An 18,754-nucleotide genomic window follows, 5' to 3' on the forward strand; every position below is an offset into this window, starting at 1 on the left:
GAAATGTGCAAATATAGTATAGGAGGGAGCAATTACGGTGAAAAAGATGGAGACAATTTTTATTCGTATATTAATAATACAATTCATTTGTCTTTCTGTTGTACAATTGTTATTTATACATAAGTCATCAGTGAAATATTTATCTAAAATTGTTTATTACGAAGGTGTCATGGTAAAAAACAAAGCAGAAATCTTGCAGGTGAATAGGTAGTTTTCATTTTCTTCTATGAAGGATTATGCTACAATAATTGAGGATTTAATGACGTGAAGCAAATGAGAAGAAGCAGGGTGAACACCTGCTTTTCGTTTTGTTTTATAAGTGAAAAAATGAGGTGTTACAATGGATAAACGAATTTCAATTGCTATAGATGGTCCAGCAGCTGCTGGGAAAAGTACAGTGGCAAAAGTTGTTGCGAAGGAACTTTCTTACGTTTATATTGATACAGGCGCGATGTACCGTACGCTTACATATGCAGCCCTTGAACAAAAAGTAGACATTGAAAATGAAGAACAGCTAATGGAAGTTGTAAAGAATGTAAATATTGAATTTCAGCAAGGAGAAAATACACAGCTTGTATTTTTGAATGGACAAGATGTTTCTGAAGTAATCCGTACACCTGATGTGACGAATCGAGTATCTATTGTAGCGAAGCATCGCCTTGTTCGTGAAGAAATGGTACGTCGTCAGCAAGAGTTAGCGAAAAAAGGCGGCGTTGTAATGGACGGCCGTGATATTGGTACACATGTATTACCGGATGCTGAAGTGAAAATCTTTATGCTTGCTTCTGTTGAAGAAAGAGCGGAAAGAAGACATTTAGAAAATTTAAATAAAGGTTTCGATTCTAATTTAGAGCAGCTAAAAGAAGAAATTGCTCAGCGTGATAAATTAGATTCAGAACGCGAAGTTTCTCCACTAAAAAAGGCTGATGATGCATTGGAATTAGATACGACTTCTTTATCAATTGAAGAAGTTGTCCAAAAAATTATGAGTATTGTTTCAGGAGTGTTTGCGAAATAAAGAAAGGGGATAGTCCTCTTTCTTTTTTGTTTAAATAGAAATGTAAAGGATACGTGAATTGTGAGTCTCTTTCCTTGACAAATGAGCTGATTTGTAAGAAGTTAGTTAAAGAGGAATAAAACTGTCAGAATATATTCGCTATTATATTTCAAAACATACTTTTTTCAAGCTGGTTTTGCTGTATACTATTTATATAGGTTTAATATATTTTCTTGTGAATGATATTGAAAAAGAGTATGTGATGAGAAATTCTTAAACATGCAAATGAAAACTTTGTTTTCATTTCGTATATACATAAAAATGCTTTGTCAATTCTGTAGGGAGGTATTTCCATGGTAGAGAAAATGAATGAAGAAGTTATGGATTCAAAAGAATTACAAGTTGGTGACGTTGTTACAGGTTCTGTAACGAAAGTTGAAGAGAAACAAGTGCTTGTAAATGTTGGATACAAAACAGATGGCGTAATTCCAATTAGTGAATTAGCTAACGTTCATATTGAAAAAGCAAGCGATGTTGTAGAATTAGATCAAACACTAGAGTTGAAAATTATTAAATTAGAAGAAGATGATCTTGTCTTATCTAAACGTGCTGTTGATGCAGAAAAAGCATGGGTAGAATTACAAGAGAAATTTACTTCTGGTCATGTATTTGATGTTACTGTAAAAGATATCGTGAATGGCGGATTGGTTGTGGACCTTGGTGTTCGCGGTTTTATCCCAGCTTCACTTGTAGAAGTACATTATGTAGAAGACTTTACTGACTATAAAGGTAAAACATTAGCGGTGAAAATTGTTGAATTAGACCGTGAAAAAAATCGTGTAATCCTTTCGCATAAAGCGGTAGTAGAATTAGAACTAGATTCTAAGAAAAAAGAAGCAATTTCTTCATTAAAAGAAGGGGACGTTGTTGAAGGAACAGTGCAACGATTAACTGACTTTGGTGCTTTCGTTAACGTTGGTGGCGTGGACGGTTTAGTTCACATTTCACAAATTTCACACGAACGTGTAGAGCAACCTTCTGAAGTATTAGAGCAAGGTCAAAAGGTTAAGGTAAAGGTGTTATCTGTTGATGCTGATACACAACGTATTTCTTTATCAATTAAAGCAGCTCAACCAGGACCTTGGGAAAACGTTGCTGGTGAAATAAAAGCTGGAGATATTCGTGAGGGAGTAGTAAAACGCCTTGTTACATTTGGTGCATTCGTTGAGATTTTACCTGGCGTTGAAGGACTTGTACACGTATCGCAAATTGCAAATCGTCACGTGAAAAACCCGAGTGAAGTATTGGAAATGAGACAGGAAGTAAAAGTGAAAGTACTTGAAGTTCACGTAGCAGAGAAACGTATTTCTTTAAGTATAAAAGAAGTGCTTGAGGAAAATAATGTAATTGAAGATTATAGTCAGTATGAGCCAAATGCTGATTCTGCTACTTTCCAATTAAGTGATATTATTGGTGAACAACTGAAAAAATTAAAGAAATAATGAGGGGTACAAGTGGTAAGGGCAAAACGTAAATTAGATCATATTGAATACGCTCTTTCTACTGGTCAGTCTCGTACGCATGGCTTTCATGATATTGGTTTTGTGCATCAAAGCTTGCCAAATTCAAATTATGACACAATAACATGTGAAACAAAAATCGGCGAACTTTCACTAAGTTCGCCGATTTTTATCAATGCGATGACTGGTGGTGGAGGAGAGAAAACGTTACATATTAATGAGCAATTAGCATATGTAGCGAAACATCATAACCTTGCTATGGCTGTAGGTTCGCAAATGGCGGCGTTAAAAGATGAAAGTGAGGCTGCTTCTTATAAGGTGATCAGAAAGGTAAACCCAAATGGTATTTTCTTTGCTAATTTAGGTAGTGAGGCAACTATCGAGCAGGCGGAGCGTGCCGTTGATATGATTGAAGCGAATGCATTGCAAATTCATTTAAATGTCATACAAGAGTTAACGATGCCAGAAGGAGACCGTGACTTTACTGGTGTACTTCAGCGAATCGAGAAAATTGTTTTAAATAGTAAAGTTCCTGTCATTGTAAAAGAAGTTGGATTTGGGATGAGTAAGGAAACGGTACAACAGTTAGCAAAAGTAGGTGTAGCAGCAATTGATATTGGTGGACAAGGTGGTACGAATTTTGCTGCTGTTGAAAATGAAAGAAGACAGCGAATGCTTTCTTATTTTAATAACTGGGGCATACAAACAGCAACCTCGATTATTGAAGCAACCTCTACAAATAATAACCTCTCTTTTATTGCATCTGGGGGTATACAAACAGCGCTTGACGTAGCGAAAGCAATCGCATTAGGGGCGAATACAACTGCATTTGCTGGTTACTTTTTACGTATTTTAATGGAAGATGGTATCGAGAAATTAGTGGATGAAATTGAGTTTCTGCATACAGATTTGAAATTTATTATGGCAGCTCTCGGTGCGAAGACGATAGAAGAGTTGCAATCTGTACCTCTTGTTGTAAAAGGTGAAACATATCATTGGTTAATGCAGCGTGGTATTGATACTGCGCATTATAGTAGGAGATAAAAAATCAACCGTTCGGTTGATTTTTTTGTTTTGTTTTCTTTCTCGTAATAAAAAATGGAATTGGTATTTTATAAAAGTTGTAATTGAAAAAAAGGTTAAAAAATGAAGATGATTAGTTACTAGATTTTTGGAGAAGGCTTGATTTTCTAAGGGAAATAGGTGGAGGTAAAAAGAAGTGATAGGAGGATATAGTATACAAAATATTATTTCAATATAAATAAAAAACATTAAAATGATTATGTAAAAGACGGTTTCGTACAATATTGAAACCGTCTTTTTGTATTCATTAGTGCTGGTTTTGTTTTCGAGCTTGCTCTGGTGTATCAAGTCCAGTTGCACCTGGATATTGTAGTGATTGATTACGATCAGATTCAACGCGGCGTGATTCTCGCAGTTTTCGTTCTTGGCGATCTTTACCCATAATGAATAACACCTCCTTGTTAAAAGTGTTGCTGTTATAAGAAAAAACTATGCGTAAATAAAGTGGATTAACTTTCATAAAAAGTTCCCATAATGGAAAACATAGGAGGTGAAGTTGATGGATGGAAGTACTTTTTATTTTATAGCTTGGATAGGGTGGATTGTCGTAACCTTTTTTATGAAAAAGGACCATATTCGGTGGAAGTTAGGCGCTTGTATACTGATTTTTATAATTTGCTCTCCGTTACATGTAACGATTGCCTCATTCATGGTATCAGTAAATGCTCTTTTACTTTGTATTATTTCTTTTATAGGAATCACGCTATATTCTGTTTGGAAAAAATTATATAGCTTACTTTCGGCGCTTATTATTGCAATGTTATATACAAGTTTTCATCTGTTAGAGATATATGATCCGATTTGGATTGTGGTGGATAGAGTTTTTCTGCTAAGTAGTGCTCTTGTGTATGCATCGGTGTTATTGCATGGGGATCGCATACTACGATTATGTTCCCTATATGTAGGGATGTTACAAGGAGAGTTGCTAGTGACATTTATTTTTCGGAAATTGAATTTTCCATATGATTACGGTAGTTTAGCATTTTTTGATATCGTCGCCGTTTCTACATTATTCATGGCAGTATTGTTTTGGATTGCAAAAGCATCAGTATACATGGAACAGTTTAAGAGAAAAACACGTAAAAGAAAGGCGAGGGTAATACATGACTGAATATACACCAGCCATTTTATGCGGCGTAATAGCGGGGACAGTTACAAGGGTGTTAATGCTTCGGACGGATACGCGGCAATATCCGACGAGGCTGCATGGGAAAATTATTCATATTGCAATGGGGTTAATTGCAGCAGCTTTAGGAGCGATTGCAATCCCGTCTATTTTGAAAAAAGATTTTTCTGCCATTACATTTCTTACATTAGCAGCAACGCAATTTCGTGATGTACGTAATATGGAAAGAAATACGCTTCAACAATTAGATGGATATGAGCTCGTACCGCGTGGAAATACATATATTGAAGGAATTGCATTAGTTTTTGAAAGTCGCAACTATTTGGCGATGTTAACGTCGTTTGCAACGACGTTTGCGTATATAGGGTTCCGTTCATGGATTGCTGGAGTAATGATGGCTATAATCGCATTTTTTATTGCGAAAAAATTAATGTCTGGAAAAAGGCTACATGATCTTGTTGAAATTGAGCACGTTCCGCTTCGTTTTGAAGGGGCAGGACTGTATATTGATAATATTTATATTATGAATATTGGATTGCCGGCGAGGCAAGAAGAGATTATGAAATATGGCATGGGGTTTATTTTAAAACCGAAATCAATTGATGCGATGGTGACAATCTCAAATTTAGGGCAACGACAAGCTGTTTTACACGATGTTTCGGTGGCGTTAGGGATTTATAGAGATTCTGGTACGCCAGCGCTTGTACCGTTAGCAAAGCGTGATTTAGAGGATGGCAGGGTTGGAATTTTTGTCTTACCGCAAGATCAAGATGCAGAGAAAGCGATAAGTGTCATAGGAAATGTACCAACGTTAGAAAGTGCTGTCCATATGTCATCGGAAGCCCCGAAAGGAAGGGGAGATAAGAGATGATGTTAGAAAGTGTTATCCTGGCAGTTATTACAACAGCGCCAGAAAAATTTGCAGGTGGTGCTCCTTTATTTGTTTGTGAGTCGACGGAGGAACTAGAATTTGTTGCAAATAATTTAGAAGCAATTTTAGATGGTATTGCGCATCGCTTACAAGAGAATGTATATATTATTGTGAAACATTAGGAACGTGTGTTATAATGTGAGGTGTTTTGATACGTTGAGAAATATTCTGGAATGCAAATCCCTTCTTGCACAAAGAAGGGTTTTTTACATAATAAACAGAAGCAAGTTGAAAGGATGAAAGTATATGCCGAAACCAGTAATAGCAATAGTAGGCCGCCCGAACGTAGGAAAATCTACTATTTTCAATAGAATAGTTGGAGAAAGAGTTTCAATCGTAGAAGATATACCAGGTATAACTCGAGACCGTATTTATAGTGCGGGAGAATGGTTAAATCATGAGTTTAACATTATTGATACAGGTGGAATTGATATTGGAGACGAGCCGTTCTTGACACAAATTCGTCAACAGGCGGAAGTTGCGATTGATGAAGCAGATGTTATCATTTTTATGACGAATGGTCGCGATGGTGTAACTGCAGCGGATGAAGAAGTTGCTAAAATTTTGTATCGTTCTAAAAAACCAATTGTACTTGCGGTAAATAAGGTTGATAATCCAGAAATGCGTAGTGATATTTATGATTTTTATTCATTAGGATTTGGCGAGCCATTCCCGATTTCAGGTACACACGGTTTAGGACTTGGTGATTTGTTAGATGAAGCTGCAAATCATTTTCCAAAGATTGAAGAAGAAGCGTATGACGATGAAACAATCCGTTTCTCTTTAATTGGACGTCCAAACGTAGGGAAATCATCGCTTGTAAATGCACTTCTTGGTCAAGAACGTGTAATTGTAAGTAATATCGCAGGAACGACGCGTGATGCTGTCGATACACCATATAGTAAAGATGATCAAGATTATGTAATCATCGATACAGCTGGTATGCGTAAAAAAGGAAAAGTATATGAAAGTACAGAAAAGTATAGTGTACTTCGTGCACTTAGAGCGATTGAACGTTCTGACGTTGTTTTAGTTGTTTTAGACGGAGAAGAAGGAATTATTGAGCAAGATAAAAAAATCGCTGGATATGCTCATGATTCAGGACGAGCTGTTATTATCGTTGTAAACAAATGGGATGCAGTGAAAAAAGATGAAAAAACAATGAAGGCATTTGAAGAAAACATTCGTGCTCATTTCCAATTCTTGGATTATGCACCGATTGTATTCTTATCTGCAAAAACGAAAAAACGTACACAAACGTTATTACCGGTTATCAATGAGGTAAATGAAAGCCATAGTATCCGTGTACAAACAAACGTATTAAACGATGTAATTATGGATGCGGTAGCGATGAATCCAACACCGACTCATAATGGTAGCCGTCTGAAAATCTTCTATGCGACACAGGTTGCGGTAAAACCACCGACATTTGTTGTGTTTGTAAACGATACAGAATTAATGCACTTTTCATATGAGCGCTTCTTAAAGAATCGTTTACGTGAAGCGTTCGGTTTTGTAGGAACGCCGATTCACATTATTGCTCGAGCAAGAGACTAATGGAGAGGATGTGATTTTATGACAAAAATCACAGTAGTAGGAGCAGGTAGCTGGGGAACAGCGTTAGCGATGGTATTAGCTGACAATGGACATGATGTACGTATTTGGGGAAATCGCCCAGAACTTATGGATGAAATGAATACGAAACATGAGAATAGTCGATATCTCCCAGGCATTACATTGCCAAGCATAATCGTAGCCTACTCTTCTTTAGAAGAAGCATTAGTAGATGTAGATACAGTACTGCTAGTAGTACCGACGAAAGCGTACAGAGATGTATTACAAGAGATGAAAGAAATTGTTACAGAACCGATTACTTGGATTCATGCGAGTAAAGGGATTGAACCTGGTACGTCAAAACGTATTTCGGAAGTGATCGAGGAAGAAATTCCAGAGAACTTAATTAAAGATGTTGTTGTACTGTCTGGACCGAGTCATGCTGAAGAAGTTGGTTTACGACAAGCGACAACAGTTACGTCTGCAGCAAAGCGTATGGAAGCGGCTGAGGAAGTACAAGATTTATTTATGAATAGTTATTTCCGTGTATACACAAATCCAGATATCGTTGGAGTTGAACTTGGTGGTGCGCTAAAAAATATTATCGCATTAGCTGCTGGTATAACTGATGGTCTTGGATTAGGTGATAATGCAAAGGCGGCATTGATGACACGTGGTTTAACAGAGATTGCTCGTTTAGGAAGAAAAATGGGCGGAAATCCGTTAACGTTTGCTGGTCTAACTGGTATGGGAGACTTAATTGTAACTTGTACAAGTGTTCATAGCCGAAATTGGCGCGCTGGAAATATGCTTGGAAAAGGACACTCTCTAGAAGAAGTGTTAGAAAGCATGGGTATGGTTGTAGAAGGTGTAAGAACAACGAAAGCTGCTCATGAATTGGCAGAGAAAATGGAAGTTGAAATGCCGATTACAGCTGCTTTATATGACGTGCTGTTCAATGGGAATAACGTAAAAGATGCGGTAGGTTCATTGATGGGACGTGTTCGAAAACATGAAGTAGAAGCTATACCTGATTTACTGTAAAGAAAAGCGACAGAAGTACATTTGTACTTCTGTCGCTTTTTTATTTTATGGGTCTTTTCACCATTTTTTTATTTTTGCATAGGATGAAGAGTAACTTGAGGAGAGGGTGAAAAGAATGGATAATAACATTTTTAATAATATTGAGAAGGAAGCGAAAGTAAATAAAGAGGATATTTTTAAATTAGCATCATCCGTGCAAAATGCGAATTTACGTGATGAAACTGTACTTCGTCAATTGATTCATCAAGTGGCTCTTATGGCGGGACGTGAAGTGCCGAAAGAGCAAGAGGATCAAATTGTAAAAGCGATTATTAATAATAATATGCCAGCAGATTTTGGCTCGTTAAGCAAAATGTTTAAAAAATAAATTATGAGAAACAAAGAGTTTGTAGATTGCATATGATAGCCATGAAAGAATGGGAATAGAGCTGTTTTTGGGCATATTTGGTCAACCGAAGCGAGAGATACATTCGCTTCGGTTTTATTTTTATCTAGATTGGTGAAAAATACTGAAAAACCTATTGATTAAAGTTACATATTCGCAATTTGTAGTAAAATGTTCTTTTTGTATTTGTTTAAAGATTTTAATTTGTTAAAATAGTATAAAAATAGATTAATAAAAAGGGGTGTGTATATGTCAGAAGGGCTTATGAAAATGTGGTTGGCTTTAGGAGCAATTGGATTTATGTTTTTTGCAGTAAGTTTCATTTTATTAAGTAGACATAAAATAAAGAATAAATTTTTGAAAGGGATTACAGCATTAGTAGCGTACACCCTTATGATTGTGTCAGGAATTGTTATTTTTCTTGTTGTATTTAGTGGACCTGTACAGCAGTAATTGGAATGGTCTCGAAAATACTACATACGAGCAAGTTATATTAGTATGAAAAGGTGATTGCTAGTGAAAAAAGTCCATATTATTTTAATATTTTGTTGTATGAGCCTTTTAACGGGGTGTCTGTATCCGAAAGAAAATATGAAACAAAATGCGGTTCCTTATGAAGATCAGCTACAGGTTGTTCAAAAAGCTGTTGTGACATTTAAGGAGCAAAATGATGGGATATTGCCAATTAAGACGAGGGATATGAGTACACCTATTTATCAAAAGTATCCAATTGATTTTCAACAGATTGCTCCGCGCTACATACAAGAAGCACCGGGGAATGCGTATGAAAGTGGAGGGATATATCAATACGTATTAATAGACGTTGAAACAAATCCAACAGTAAAATTAATTGATGTTAGGATGGCTGAACAAGTTCAGGAACTATCTTTAAAGCTTAGGATGTATCGTGATGAACATCAATATCCACCTTTTAAAAAAGTAATTTCAGATGGTGTATATGAACTGGATTTCAAAAAACTAGGATATAAAGATGTGCCACAAGTGACAAGCCCATATTCTGGTAAGGGACTTCCTTTTGTAATTAATGAAAAAGGAGAAGTTTTTGTTGATTATAGAATCGACTTATATGATGCTTTGAAAAAAAATGAAGGGCAGTTTACGGAGGGAGAAGATATTCGGAATATACTTTTGAAAGCTTCCCCGTTTGTACCAGCTTATTCCTTACCGTACACAGTAAAGGACGGAGAACCAATTTTTTTAAAATCATAAGTCATGAACCTTTCTTTTAGTGAATAAGTTCTAGAAGAAAGGTTTTTTATGTTATACAACTTACGATGCAAACAAAAGATATTTTTTAATAGTCATATGAAATTGGACAAAATTATATGATATATTGTCCGAACTTCTAGAATACCATTATATTATATCAGATATTATAGGCAACGTTAGAGAAGGTATTAGTTGACTATAAACGCGGAATTATTCCCAAAAATTTTGAGGGAGGGAATCACTTGGAAAAGGTAGATATTTTTAAAGATATTGCAGAACGAACAGGCGGTGATATTTATTTTGGAGTTGTAGGAGCTGTTCGAACAGGGAAATCAACATTCATTAAAAAATTTATGGAACTTGTGGTTATTCCAAATATTGAGAATGAGTCTGACCGTCAAAGAGCGCAGGATGAATTGCCTCAAAGTGCTGCTGGTCGTACAATTATGACGACGGAACCGAAGTTTGTTCCAAACCAAGCGGTTTCTATCGAAGTAGATGAAGGGCTTGAAGTGAACATTCGATTAGTAGATTGTGTTGGATATACGGTTCCAGGAGCGAAGGGCTATGAAGATGAGAATGGCCCGCGCATGATTAATACCCCTTGGTATGAAGAACCTATTCCATTCCATGAAGCTGCAGAAATCGGCACGCGTAAAGTAATTCAAGAACATTCAACAATTGGTGTTGTAATTACAACAGATGGAACAATTGGTGAAATTCCAAGAAGAGATTATATAGAGGCAGAAGAACGCGTTGTAAATGAGTTGAAAGAAGTAGGAAAACCTTTCATTATGATAATTAATACGGTACAGCCGTATCATCCAGATACAGAGCAATTACGCCAAAGTTTATCAGAAGAATATGATATCCCGGTTATTGCAATGAGTGTGGAGAGTTTAAGAGAAACAGATGTATATAATGTACTTCGTGAAGCGCTATTTGAATTCCCTGTATTAGAAGTGAATGTGAACCTTCCGAGCTGGGTAATGGTGCTAAATGAAGGGCACTGGTTGCGTCGAAGTTATCAAGAAGCAGTTCAAGAAACTGTGAAGGATATAAAACGTCTTCGTGATGTGGATCGCGTTGTTTGGCAGTTTAGTCAATATGAATTTATTGATCGAGCGAGCCTAGCTGGCATTGATATGGGGCAAGGTGTGGCGGAGATTGATTTATATGCGCCAGATGAATTATATGATCAGATTTTAAAAGAAGTAGTAGGAGTAGAAATTCGAGGGAAAGATCATTTATTGAAGCTTATGCTCGATTTATCTCATGCGAAAATAGAATACGATCAGGTGGCGGATGCACTGCGTATGGTTAAGCAAACAGGATATGGTGTAGCAGCGCCTGCACTAGCGGATATGAGCTTAGATGAGCCAGAAATTATTCGTCACGGTTCAAGGTTTGGTGTGAAGTTAAAAGCGGTAGCGCCATCTATTCATATGATTAAAGTAGATGTAGAGTCAACGTTTGAGCCGATCATTGGTACTGAAAAGCAAAGTGAAGAATTAGTTCGTTATTTAATGCAAGATTTTGAAGATGACCCGTTATCAATTTGGAATTCTGATATATTTGGACGTTCGCTTAGCTCGATTGTTCGAGAAGGAATTCAGGCGAAATTATCTTTAATGCCAGAAAATGCTAGATATAAATTAAAAGAAACGCTAGAAAGAATTATTAATGAAGGATCTGGCGGATTAATTGCGATTATACTATAAGAAAAATCCCTCTCATTGTAGAGGGATTTTTTGTTTTTTCGATTATAAAATAGAAAAATAAACAGTCATTATCTAATACATTGTTGTAAATTGTCAAGTTTCATCAGATTTTCACATTTTCAGAGTAACAATTTCCTTAAAAATATTGAATTATAAGGGAGAATCGTATAATATAGGCGTTGATAATGATTTATCTACATCTTTGTAGTATAGAATTTGTAAAAATTGCCTACAAATGAAAGTAAGACTCATTTTATGATCATTATACAGTCTTATCTTTGGGAGGAGGTGAATGGCATGAACAAGACAGATTTAATCAATGCTGTTGCAGAAGCAAGTTCCCTTTCTAAAAAGGACGCAACAAAAGCAGTAGACGCTGTTTTTGATTCTATCTTAGAAGCTTTAAAACAAGGTGATAAAGTACAACTGATCGGATTCGGTAACTTCGAAGTTCGTGAGCGTGCGGCTCGTAAAGGTCGTAACCCACAAACAGGTGAGGAGATTGAAATCGCTGCAAGTAAAGTACCTGCATTCAAACCTGGTAAAGCGTTAAAAGATGCGGTTAAATAATCCTTACATATTAACAGGGAAGAAGAGTTTCCTTTTTGGGAACTCTTCTTTTTGCTTTTAAAAACATAAATATGCTAGAATGTGTTCGTATCACTTTTAGGTTTTCGGGAGGGCTAGCGGATGGCAAAAGTTAATTTAGAACAAATTGAACATGCAGTACGCCTTATTTTAGAGGCGATTGGGGATGACCCAAATCGTGAGGGAGTACTTGATACACCAAAGCGTGTTGCAAAAATGTACGCAGAAGTGTTCGCAGGTATGCATGAAGATCCGAAAGAGCATTTGCATAAAGTATTCGGAGAAGATCACGAAGAGCTTGTACTCGTAAAAGATATACCATTTTATTCGATGTGTGAGCATCATTTAGTTCCATTCTATGGAGTTGCTCACGTTGCATATATTCCGCAAGGCGGAAAGGTGACAGGGTTAAGTAAATTAGCTCGTACTGTAGATACAATTGCACGTCGTCCACAACTGCAAGAACGTATTACATCAACAGTAGCGAACTCTATTATGGAAGTACTAGAGCCGCATGGTGTAATGGTAGTAGTAGAAGCAGAACATATGTGTATGACGATGCGTGGTGTGAAAAAACCAGGTGCGAAAACAGTAACGACAGCAGTTCGTGGTGTGCTTGAAAATGATGCTGCAGCGCGCAGTGAAATTTTATCGTTTATTAAAACGAAGTAAAGAAAAGCGGGAAACTGCTTTTCTTTTTTTTTTTTAGTAAATAAATGATATAGTTTTAGCTAGACAGAGTGAGGTTAGAAAGATTGCTTACATGAATGGTAGGTGTAGCCAAGTTTTGGTTATAGAAAATAGAGTGTATGTGTTATAATAAGTTTTATGAATTAGAAAACAAGGGTGATTTTTTGTGTGTGACATCTACGGAGGGTATGCGGGTATAAAAGAGAAATTGATGGAGAAATTACGCCATCCTTATTTTATAAACTATATTGAAGAACCATTTATTGATGAAGAAAAGATAGCATTGTTATATGGTGCTTTAAAGAGTGCAAACTTACATATAGAACAAATTGAGCATTACGTAGTAACAATTATGCTTGTGCAAATTGCGCTTGATACGCATGAAAGGGTATCAAATAAAGCAGGCGAGGAAGCGATTGAATCGCATAAATGTCGTCAATTAACAGTACTTGCAGGCGATTACTATAGTGGACTATATTATTATTTATTGTCTATGAATCGTGATATTGTTTTAATTCGTGCACTTGCTGAAGGAATTAAAGAGATAAATGAACACAAAATTATGTTATACCAAAAAGCGCATGAAACGACGGGTGACATAATGAAAAGCGTAGTAACGATTGAGTCTGCGCTCCTTCAAAAAACATGTGATCATTTTCATTTATCACATTGGAAGCCATTTATCACATACGTATTAGGTGGAAATCGCCTTCAAAAAGAAATTCAATTGTATGCTGATAAACAACATTCACCTGTTTTTCAAGCGATGCAAGATGCTTTAGGTGATAAAGCAGAAGTAGTGATTAATGGTTGGATGATGGAATTGAGAAAGAAAGAAAAACAATTTTTAGAAAATCACATAGACATAAATGAAATAAATTCTGTGTTAAGGGATAAATAGAAGACATAAGCAATTTTACATTGGAAGAAGGTACGAGCATGCAACAATCAAAAGAAGAAAGAGTACATGACGTATTTGAAAAGATTTCTGATAAATACGATGTGATGAATTCTGTAATTAGTTTTCAAAGACATAAAGCGTGGCGTAAAGAAACGATGCGAATTATGGATGTACAACCTGGCAGTAAAGCGCTTGATGTATGCTGCGGAACCGCAGATTGGACAATTGCGCTAGCTGGAGCGGTAGGTGAGCAAGGAAAGGTTGTTGGCTTAGACTTCAGTGAAAATATGTTATCTGTCGGTAAGCAAAAGGTAGAGGCGTTACAATTAAAACAAGTAGAACTTCTACATGGGAATGCAATGGAGCTTCCGTTTGAAGATAATACGTTTGATTATGTAACGATTGGGTTTGGTTTACGTAACGTACCGGATTATATGCACGTATTAAAAGAAATGACGCGTGTAGTAAAACCAGGTGGAAAAGTAATCTGTTTAGAAACATCTCAACCAACAATGATTGGTTTTCGACAAGGATATATTTTATACTTTAAATATATCATGCCGTTATTTGGAAAGATGTTTGCGAAAAGTTATAAAGAATATTCATGGCTTCAAGAATCTGCTAGTGCATTCCCAGGGATGAAAGAATTGGCCCAAATGTTTGAGCAAGCTGGACTTGAACGTGTGCAAGTGAAACCATTTACTTTTGGGGTAGCAGCGATGCATTTAGGTATTAAACCAGAATCAAAATAGAAAAAAGAAGTTTTAGGTTAAGGTGAACAATATGAAGTTACAACTTATGTACTCTTTTTTACGATCGGATATTAATGTGATAGAAAAAGAATTAAAAAAGACAGTTGCTTCTGAACAGCCATTAGTAGAAGAGGCAGCATTACAACTTATTGAAGCTGGTGGGAAGCGAATTCGTCCCGTATTTGTGTTGCTTGCAGGGAAATTTGGAGATTATAAGTTAGATGCGATTAAGCATGTTGCTGTTGCGTTAGAGCTTATTCATATGGCTTCTCTTGTTCACGATGATGTTATTGATGCTGCATTTTTACGACGCGGCAGTGCGACTGTGAATGCGAAATGGGGAGATCGTATTGCGATGTATACAGGGGACTATTTGTTCGCTAAGTCTCTTGAATGTATAACAAATATCGAAATCCCAGAGGCGCATCAAGCGTTATCACATACTATTTTAGAAGTCTGTAAAGGTGAAATTGAACAAATTAAAGATAAATACAATTATGACCAAAATTTAAGAACGTATTTAAGAAGAATAAAGCGAAAAACAGCATTATTAATTGCCGCGAGTTGCCAATTGGGAGCGATTGCTGCTGGTGCTAATCGTGATACAGTAAATCGTCTATTTTGGTATGGGTATTTTGTAGGAATGTCTTATCAAATTATTGATGACATTTTAGACTTCGTTTCCACGGAAGAGAAACTTGGAAAACCTGCTGGTGGAGATTTATTACAAGGAAACATTACGCTCCCTGCTTTATATGCGATGGAAGATCCAGTACTTCGTAAGAAAATCACATCTGTACATGAAAATACAACAGCAAGTGAAATGCAAGAAATTATTGATGCTGTAAAAAATAGTACAGCGATCGATAAAGCATTTGCGTTTAGTGAACGGTATTTACATAAAGCTTTAGAAATAATAAAACCACTCCCTCGTGGACAGGCGAAGTATGCATTGCAAAATGTAGCAAAGTATATTGGAAAACGAAAATTTTAATGTTTATTCTAAAAAATAAAATAATCTCTCTATTTCAAAACTATTGCACAATTGTGATAAGGGTGATAATATGTGTGTGGGGATATACAATTACATACATAATTCAGAAGTGGAGAGATTTTTTATGGAAAAAACATTTCTAATGGTAAAACCAGACGGTGTACAACGTGCCTTCATTGGGGAAATTGTAGCTCGTTTTGAGAAAAAGGGCTTTCAATTAGTTGGTGCAAAATTAATGCAAGTCACTCCGGAAATTGCTGGACAACACTACGCTGAGCATAAAGAAAAACCTTTCTTTGGTGAGTTAGTAGACTTTATTACATCTGGACCTGTATTCGCAATGGTATGGCAAGGTGAAGGTGTAGTAGATACAGCACGTAACATGATGGGTAAAACAAGACCACATGAAGCAGCTCCTGGAACAATTCGTGGAGATTTCGGTGTAACTGTTGCGAAAAACATTATCCATGGTTCTGATTCTTTAGAAAGCGCAGAGCGCGAGATTGCTATTTTCTTTAAAGAAGAAGAATTAGTTGACTACTCAAAATTAATGAATGAATGGATTTACTAATTATTTTGAAATAATTTGTAAACGCTTTAATCAATGTGATAATAGTAAAAAGTGCAAGGAGAATAGGGGTATTCTTCTTGCACTTTTTTTATTTTCAATTAGTTACGAAGTTTGAGCTGTTATGATATATTGATATTTAAATTAGACCTATTGGAAATATAGAATAAGAAAATGGTCGATTTATGATATAATTTCTTTAATATTTTTAGAATGATAAAAGTTAATATTATTGCTTAATATAGTGAGATAAATACATATACGAAAAGAGGAATAACGTATGCGATATATTACAGCTGGTGAATCTCATGGTCCGCAACTTACAACGATTATAGAAGGTGTTCCAGCAGGATTGTCTTTAGTAGCGGATGATATAAACGAAGAGTTAGCTAGAAGGCAAAAGGGATATGGGCGTGGTAGACGCATGCAAATTGAAACGGATCAAGCGCAAATTGTAAGTGGTGTTAGGCATGGAGAAACATTAGGTTCACCTATTACGCTCGTTGTTGAAAATCGTGATTTTGCACATTGGACAAAAGTTATGGGGGCAGAGCCTTTAACTGAGCAGGAAGAAAAAGAAATGAAAAGGAAAGTGACAAAACCAAGGCCTGGACATGCTGATTTAAATGGTGCGATTAAATATGGTCATAGAGATATGAGAAATGTACTGGAACGTTCGTCAGCGCGCGAAACGACGGTGCGTGTTGCTGCGGGTGCGGTTGCTAAAAAGGTGTTAGCAGAACTTGGTATTAAAGTGGCGGGCCATGTAATTGAAATTGGCGGTGTACAAGCTAAGAAGGTTACGTATAATTCAATTGAAGAGTTAAAGAGTATTACAGAAGTATCTCCTGTACGTTGCTTAGATGACGAAGCTGGTAACCAAATGATGAAAGCAATTGATGATGCGAAAGCAAATGGTGATTCAATCGGTGGAATTGTTGAAGTAATTGTGGAAGGAATGCCAATTGGAGTAGGTAGCTACGTACATTATGATCGAAAACTGGATGCGAAATTAGCAGCTGCAATTATGAGTATTAATGCTTTTAAAGGTGTCGAGATTGGAATTGGTTTTGAAGCAGCACATAGACCGGGAAGTGAAGTTCATGATGAAATTCTGTGGAATGAGGAGCATGGGTATACACGAAGAACAAATAATGCAGGTGGATTAGAAGGCGGTATGACGACTGGAATGCCAATTGTTGTGCGCGGTGTGATGAAACCGATACCTACACTTTATAAACCTCTTCAAAGTGTAGATATTGGTACGAAAGAGCCTTTTACAGCGAGCATTGAACGTTCAGATAGTTGTGCAGTGCCAGCAGCTAGTGTCGTTGCAGAAGCGGTTGTGGCTTGGGAATTAGCGACAGCTTTAATAGAACAATTCGGATTAGATCGTATGGAACTAATTCGTGAAAATATTGAGAAACATAATGAATATGCGAGGGGATTTTAATGGGAAACATACATATTCAAACGAAATCAAAAGAATATGATGTACATGTTGGTAAAGAAGCGTTGTCATACTTAACAACGATCGTTCAAAATATGCAGCCAGCGGTATCTAACGTAATGATTATTTCAGATGAATCTGTTGCATCACTACATTTACAGACAGTTATCGATGCATTACAAGTAGAGCAGGACGTGTTTTCGTTTGTTGTACCAAGTGGCGAAAAAGAGAAGTCTTTCGAAAATTTCTATGCGGCTCATACGTCAGCTCTTGAAAATAAATTGGATAGAAATTCTTTAATTCTTGCACTTGGAGGCGGAATGATTGGAGATTTAGCTGGTTTTGTTGCTGCGTCGTTTATGCGTGGTATTCGCTTTGTGCAGGTTCCGACGACTTTATTAGCGCACGATAGCGCAGTAGGTGGGAAAGTAGCAATTAATCATCCGTTAGGTAAAAATATGATTGGTGCATTCCATCAGCCAGAAGCAGTTGTATATCATACACCGTTTTTACAGTCTCTTCCTGAAAAAGAGTGGCGTTCAGGTTATGCAGAGGTGATAAAGCATGCTCTTATTGGTGATGTGGAGCTATATCATTGGTTAAAAGAAGAAGTACAGACATTAGCGGATCTTCGTGATGAGAAGTTAATTCATATATTAACGAAGGCGATTCCTGTAAAGGCAAATGTTGTATCACAAGATGAAACAGAGAAGGGTGTACGTGCCCATTTGAACTTTGGACATACGTTAGGACATGCTCTTGAAAAAGAGCTAGGGTATGGAAATATTACTCACGGTGACGGCGTAGCAGTTGGAATGTTATTCGCCATATTTTTAAGTGAGCAAGTGTACAAGGTTAATCTTGCTTATGAAGATATAAAGCAGTGGTTCTTGAAATACGGCTATCCAAAAATGCCAAGAGATTTGAATGTAGAGCGCCTCGTTCAATTGATGAAACAAGATAAGAAAGCAAATGCAGGAGCAATTCATATGGTGCTTATGCAGGAATATGGGGTAGTGAATGTCGTATCTATTTCAGATGAGACTGTTCATATTGCGTTAGAGGCATTTCAAAAAGATATGGTTTAAAATGATAGCGAAGTGCTGTGAAGTGCTCATTTAGAGGTATTCTCGTAATAGTGACGGTTATGATAAAAGATTACAGTAAGGGGCTATAACTGTATTGTAATCAAATTGAATGAAATGACTGGGGGAAGAAAA

22 protein-coding genes are annotated in these 18,754 nt (G+C 36.6%); 21 read left to right on the forward strand and 1 reads right to left on the reverse strand.

Going from position 1 to position 18,754, the window contains the following annotated elements:
- Positions 1-37 precede the first annotated feature (37 nt).
- The 4 genes from AC241_RS34730 to AC241_RS07905 all read left to right on the forward strand — a co-directional run bounded on the left by AC241_RS34730 (position 38) and on the right by AC241_RS07905 (position 3,561).
- Positions 38-211, forward strand: coding sequence for a YpfB family protein (locus AC241_RS34730; protein WP_016082271.1), 174 nt, complete (start codon positions 38-40; stop codon positions 209-211).
- Between the two features lie 129 nt (positions 212-340).
- A complete protein-coding gene (gene cmk, locus AC241_RS07895) occupies positions 341-1,018 on the forward strand; it encodes a (d)CMP kinase (protein WP_000361252.1) in 678 nt (225 codons plus the stop codon).
- A gap of 332 nt (positions 1,019-1,350) precedes the next feature.
- Positions 1,351-2,499, forward strand: a complete 1,149-nt coding sequence (rpsA, locus tag AC241_RS07900; protein ID WP_050843074.1) for a 30S ribosomal protein S1 — start codon at positions 1,351-1,353, stop codon at positions 2,497-2,499.
- A gap of 12 nt (positions 2,500-2,511) precedes the next feature.
- Positions 2,512-3,561, forward strand: coding sequence for a type 2 isopentenyl-diphosphate Delta-isomerase (locus AC241_RS07905; RefSeq protein ID WP_050843077.1), 1,050 nt, complete (start codon positions 2,512-2,514; stop codon positions 3,559-3,561).
- A 286-nt stretch (positions 3,562-3,847) separates the two neighbouring features.
- On the opposite strand, the gene AC241_RS34275 is transcribed toward AC241_RS07905, so the two are convergent.
- Positions 3,848-3,982 carry a YpzI family protein gene (locus AC241_RS34275; protein WP_000513902.1) on the reverse strand — a complete coding sequence of 45 codons (135 nt, stop codon included), beginning with the start codon at positions 3,980-3,982 and terminating at the stop codon, positions 3,848-3,850.
- 117 nt (positions 3,983-4,099) lie between these two features.
- Here AC241_RS34275 and AC241_RS07915 point away from each other — a divergent pair, with 117 nt between their 5' ends.
- From AC241_RS07915 to aroB, 17 genes are all read left to right on the forward strand, one after another.
- The gene (locus AC241_RS07915) at positions 4,100-4,711 is read left to right on the forward strand and encodes a YphA family membrane protein (protein WP_016082268.1); all 612 of its coding nucleotides are present in this window, start codon (positions 4,100-4,102) and stop codon (positions 4,709-4,711) included.
- Positions 4,704-5,597: a YIEGIA family protein gene (locus AC241_RS07920; protein ID WP_016082267.1), complete on the forward strand. Its 894-nt coding sequence runs from the start codon at positions 4,704-4,706 to the stop codon at positions 5,595-5,597. Before AC241_RS07915 ends, AC241_RS07920 begins: the two co-directional genes overlap by 8 nt.
- Complete coding sequence (locus tag AC241_RS07925) at positions 5,594-5,779, forward strand: capping complex subunit for YIEGIA (RefSeq protein WP_016082266.1); 186 nt, start codon at positions 5,594-5,596, stop codon at positions 5,777-5,779. Before AC241_RS07920 ends, AC241_RS07925 begins: the two co-directional genes overlap by 4 nt.
- Positions 5,780-5,903: 124 nt before the next feature.
- A complete protein-coding gene (gene der, locus AC241_RS07930; protein WP_001125890.1) occupies positions 5,904-7,214 on the forward strand; it encodes a ribosome biogenesis GTPase Der in 1,311 nt (436 codons plus the stop codon).
- An 18-nt stretch (positions 7,215-7,232) separates the two neighbouring features.
- Positions 7,233-8,255 (forward strand): NAD(P)H-dependent glycerol-3-phosphate dehydrogenase, encoded by a 1,023-nt coding sequence (locus tag AC241_RS07935; RefSeq protein ID WP_050843079.1) that lies wholly within the window; start codon positions 7,233-7,235, stop codon positions 8,253-8,255.
- A gap of 115 nt (positions 8,256-8,370) precedes the next feature.
- Positions 8,371-8,622 carry a stage VI sporulation protein F gene (locus AC241_RS07940; RefSeq protein WP_000369753.1) on the forward strand — a complete coding sequence of 84 codons (252 nt, stop codon included), beginning with the start codon at positions 8,371-8,373 and terminating at the stop codon, positions 8,620-8,622.
- Between the two features lie 267 nt (positions 8,623-8,889).
- Positions 8,890-9,093 carry a DUF2768 domain-containing protein gene (locus AC241_RS07945; protein ID WP_001289004.1) on the forward strand — a complete coding sequence of 68 codons (204 nt, stop codon included), beginning with the start codon at positions 8,890-8,892 and terminating at the stop codon, positions 9,091-9,093.
- Between the two features lie 63 nt (positions 9,094-9,156).
- On the forward strand, positions 9,157-9,870 hold the full coding sequence (locus AC241_RS07950; protein ID WP_050843082.1) for a hypothetical protein: 714 nt from the start codon (positions 9,157-9,159) through the stop codon (positions 9,868-9,870).
- A gap of 242 nt (positions 9,871-10,112) precedes the next feature.
- On the forward strand, positions 10,113-11,591 hold the full coding sequence (spoIVA, locus tag AC241_RS07955; RefSeq protein WP_016082263.1) for a stage IV sporulation protein A: 1,479 nt from the start codon (positions 10,113-10,115) through the stop codon (positions 11,589-11,591).
- Between the two features lie 297 nt (positions 11,592-11,888).
- Positions 11,889-12,161 carry an HU family DNA-binding protein gene (locus AC241_RS07960; RefSeq protein WP_001043860.1) on the forward strand — a complete coding sequence of 91 codons (273 nt, stop codon included), beginning with the start codon at positions 11,889-11,891 and terminating at the stop codon, positions 12,159-12,161.
- A gap of 120 nt (positions 12,162-12,281) precedes the next feature.
- The gene (gene folE / locus AC241_RS07965) at positions 12,282-12,851 is read left to right on the forward strand and encodes a GTP cyclohydrolase I FolE (RefSeq protein ID WP_001151478.1); all 570 of its coding nucleotides are present in this window, start codon (positions 12,282-12,284) and stop codon (positions 12,849-12,851) included.
- A 184-nt stretch (positions 12,852-13,035) separates the two neighbouring features.
- Complete coding sequence (locus AC241_RS07970) at positions 13,036-13,770, forward strand: heptaprenyl diphosphate synthase component 1 (protein WP_029441853.1); 735 nt, start codon at positions 13,036-13,038, stop codon at positions 13,768-13,770.
- A 38-nt stretch (positions 13,771-13,808) separates the two neighbouring features.
- Positions 13,809-14,522: a 2-heptaprenyl-1,4-naphthoquinone methyltransferase gene (gene menG / locus AC241_RS07975; RefSeq protein WP_001187668.1), complete on the forward strand. Its 714-nt coding sequence runs from the start codon at positions 13,809-13,811 to the stop codon at positions 14,520-14,522.
- Positions 14,523-14,553: 31 nt separating this feature from the next.
- The gene (hepT, locus tag AC241_RS07980; RefSeq protein WP_016082261.1) at positions 14,554-15,516 is read left to right on the forward strand and encodes a heptaprenyl diphosphate synthase component II; all 963 of its coding nucleotides are present in this window, start codon (positions 14,554-14,556) and stop codon (positions 15,514-15,516) included.
- A 124-nt stretch (positions 15,517-15,640) separates the two neighbouring features.
- Positions 15,641-16,087 (forward strand): nucleoside-diphosphate kinase, encoded by a 447-nt coding sequence (ndk, locus tag AC241_RS07985; protein ID WP_000415883.1) that lies wholly within the window; start codon positions 15,641-15,643, stop codon positions 16,085-16,087.
- A 277-nt stretch (positions 16,088-16,364) separates the two neighbouring features.
- Positions 16,365-17,537: a chorismate synthase gene (gene aroC, locus AC241_RS07990; protein ID WP_016082259.1), complete on the forward strand. Its 1,173-nt coding sequence runs from the start codon at positions 16,365-16,367 to the stop codon at positions 17,535-17,537.
- Positions 17,537-18,622, forward strand: a complete 1,086-nt coding sequence (gene aroB, locus AC241_RS07995; RefSeq protein ID WP_043935499.1) for a 3-dehydroquinate synthase — start codon at positions 17,537-17,539, stop codon at positions 18,620-18,622. The genes aroC and aroB overlap by 1 nt, the downstream gene beginning before the upstream one ends.
- The last annotated feature ends 132 nt before the right edge of the window (positions 18,623-18,754 follow it).

The sequence above is a fragment of the Bacillus thuringiensis genome (assembly GCF_001182785.1).
Classification (GTDB): domain Bacteria; phylum Bacillota; class Bacilli; order Bacillales; family Bacillaceae_G; genus Bacillus_A; species Bacillus_A thuringiensis_S.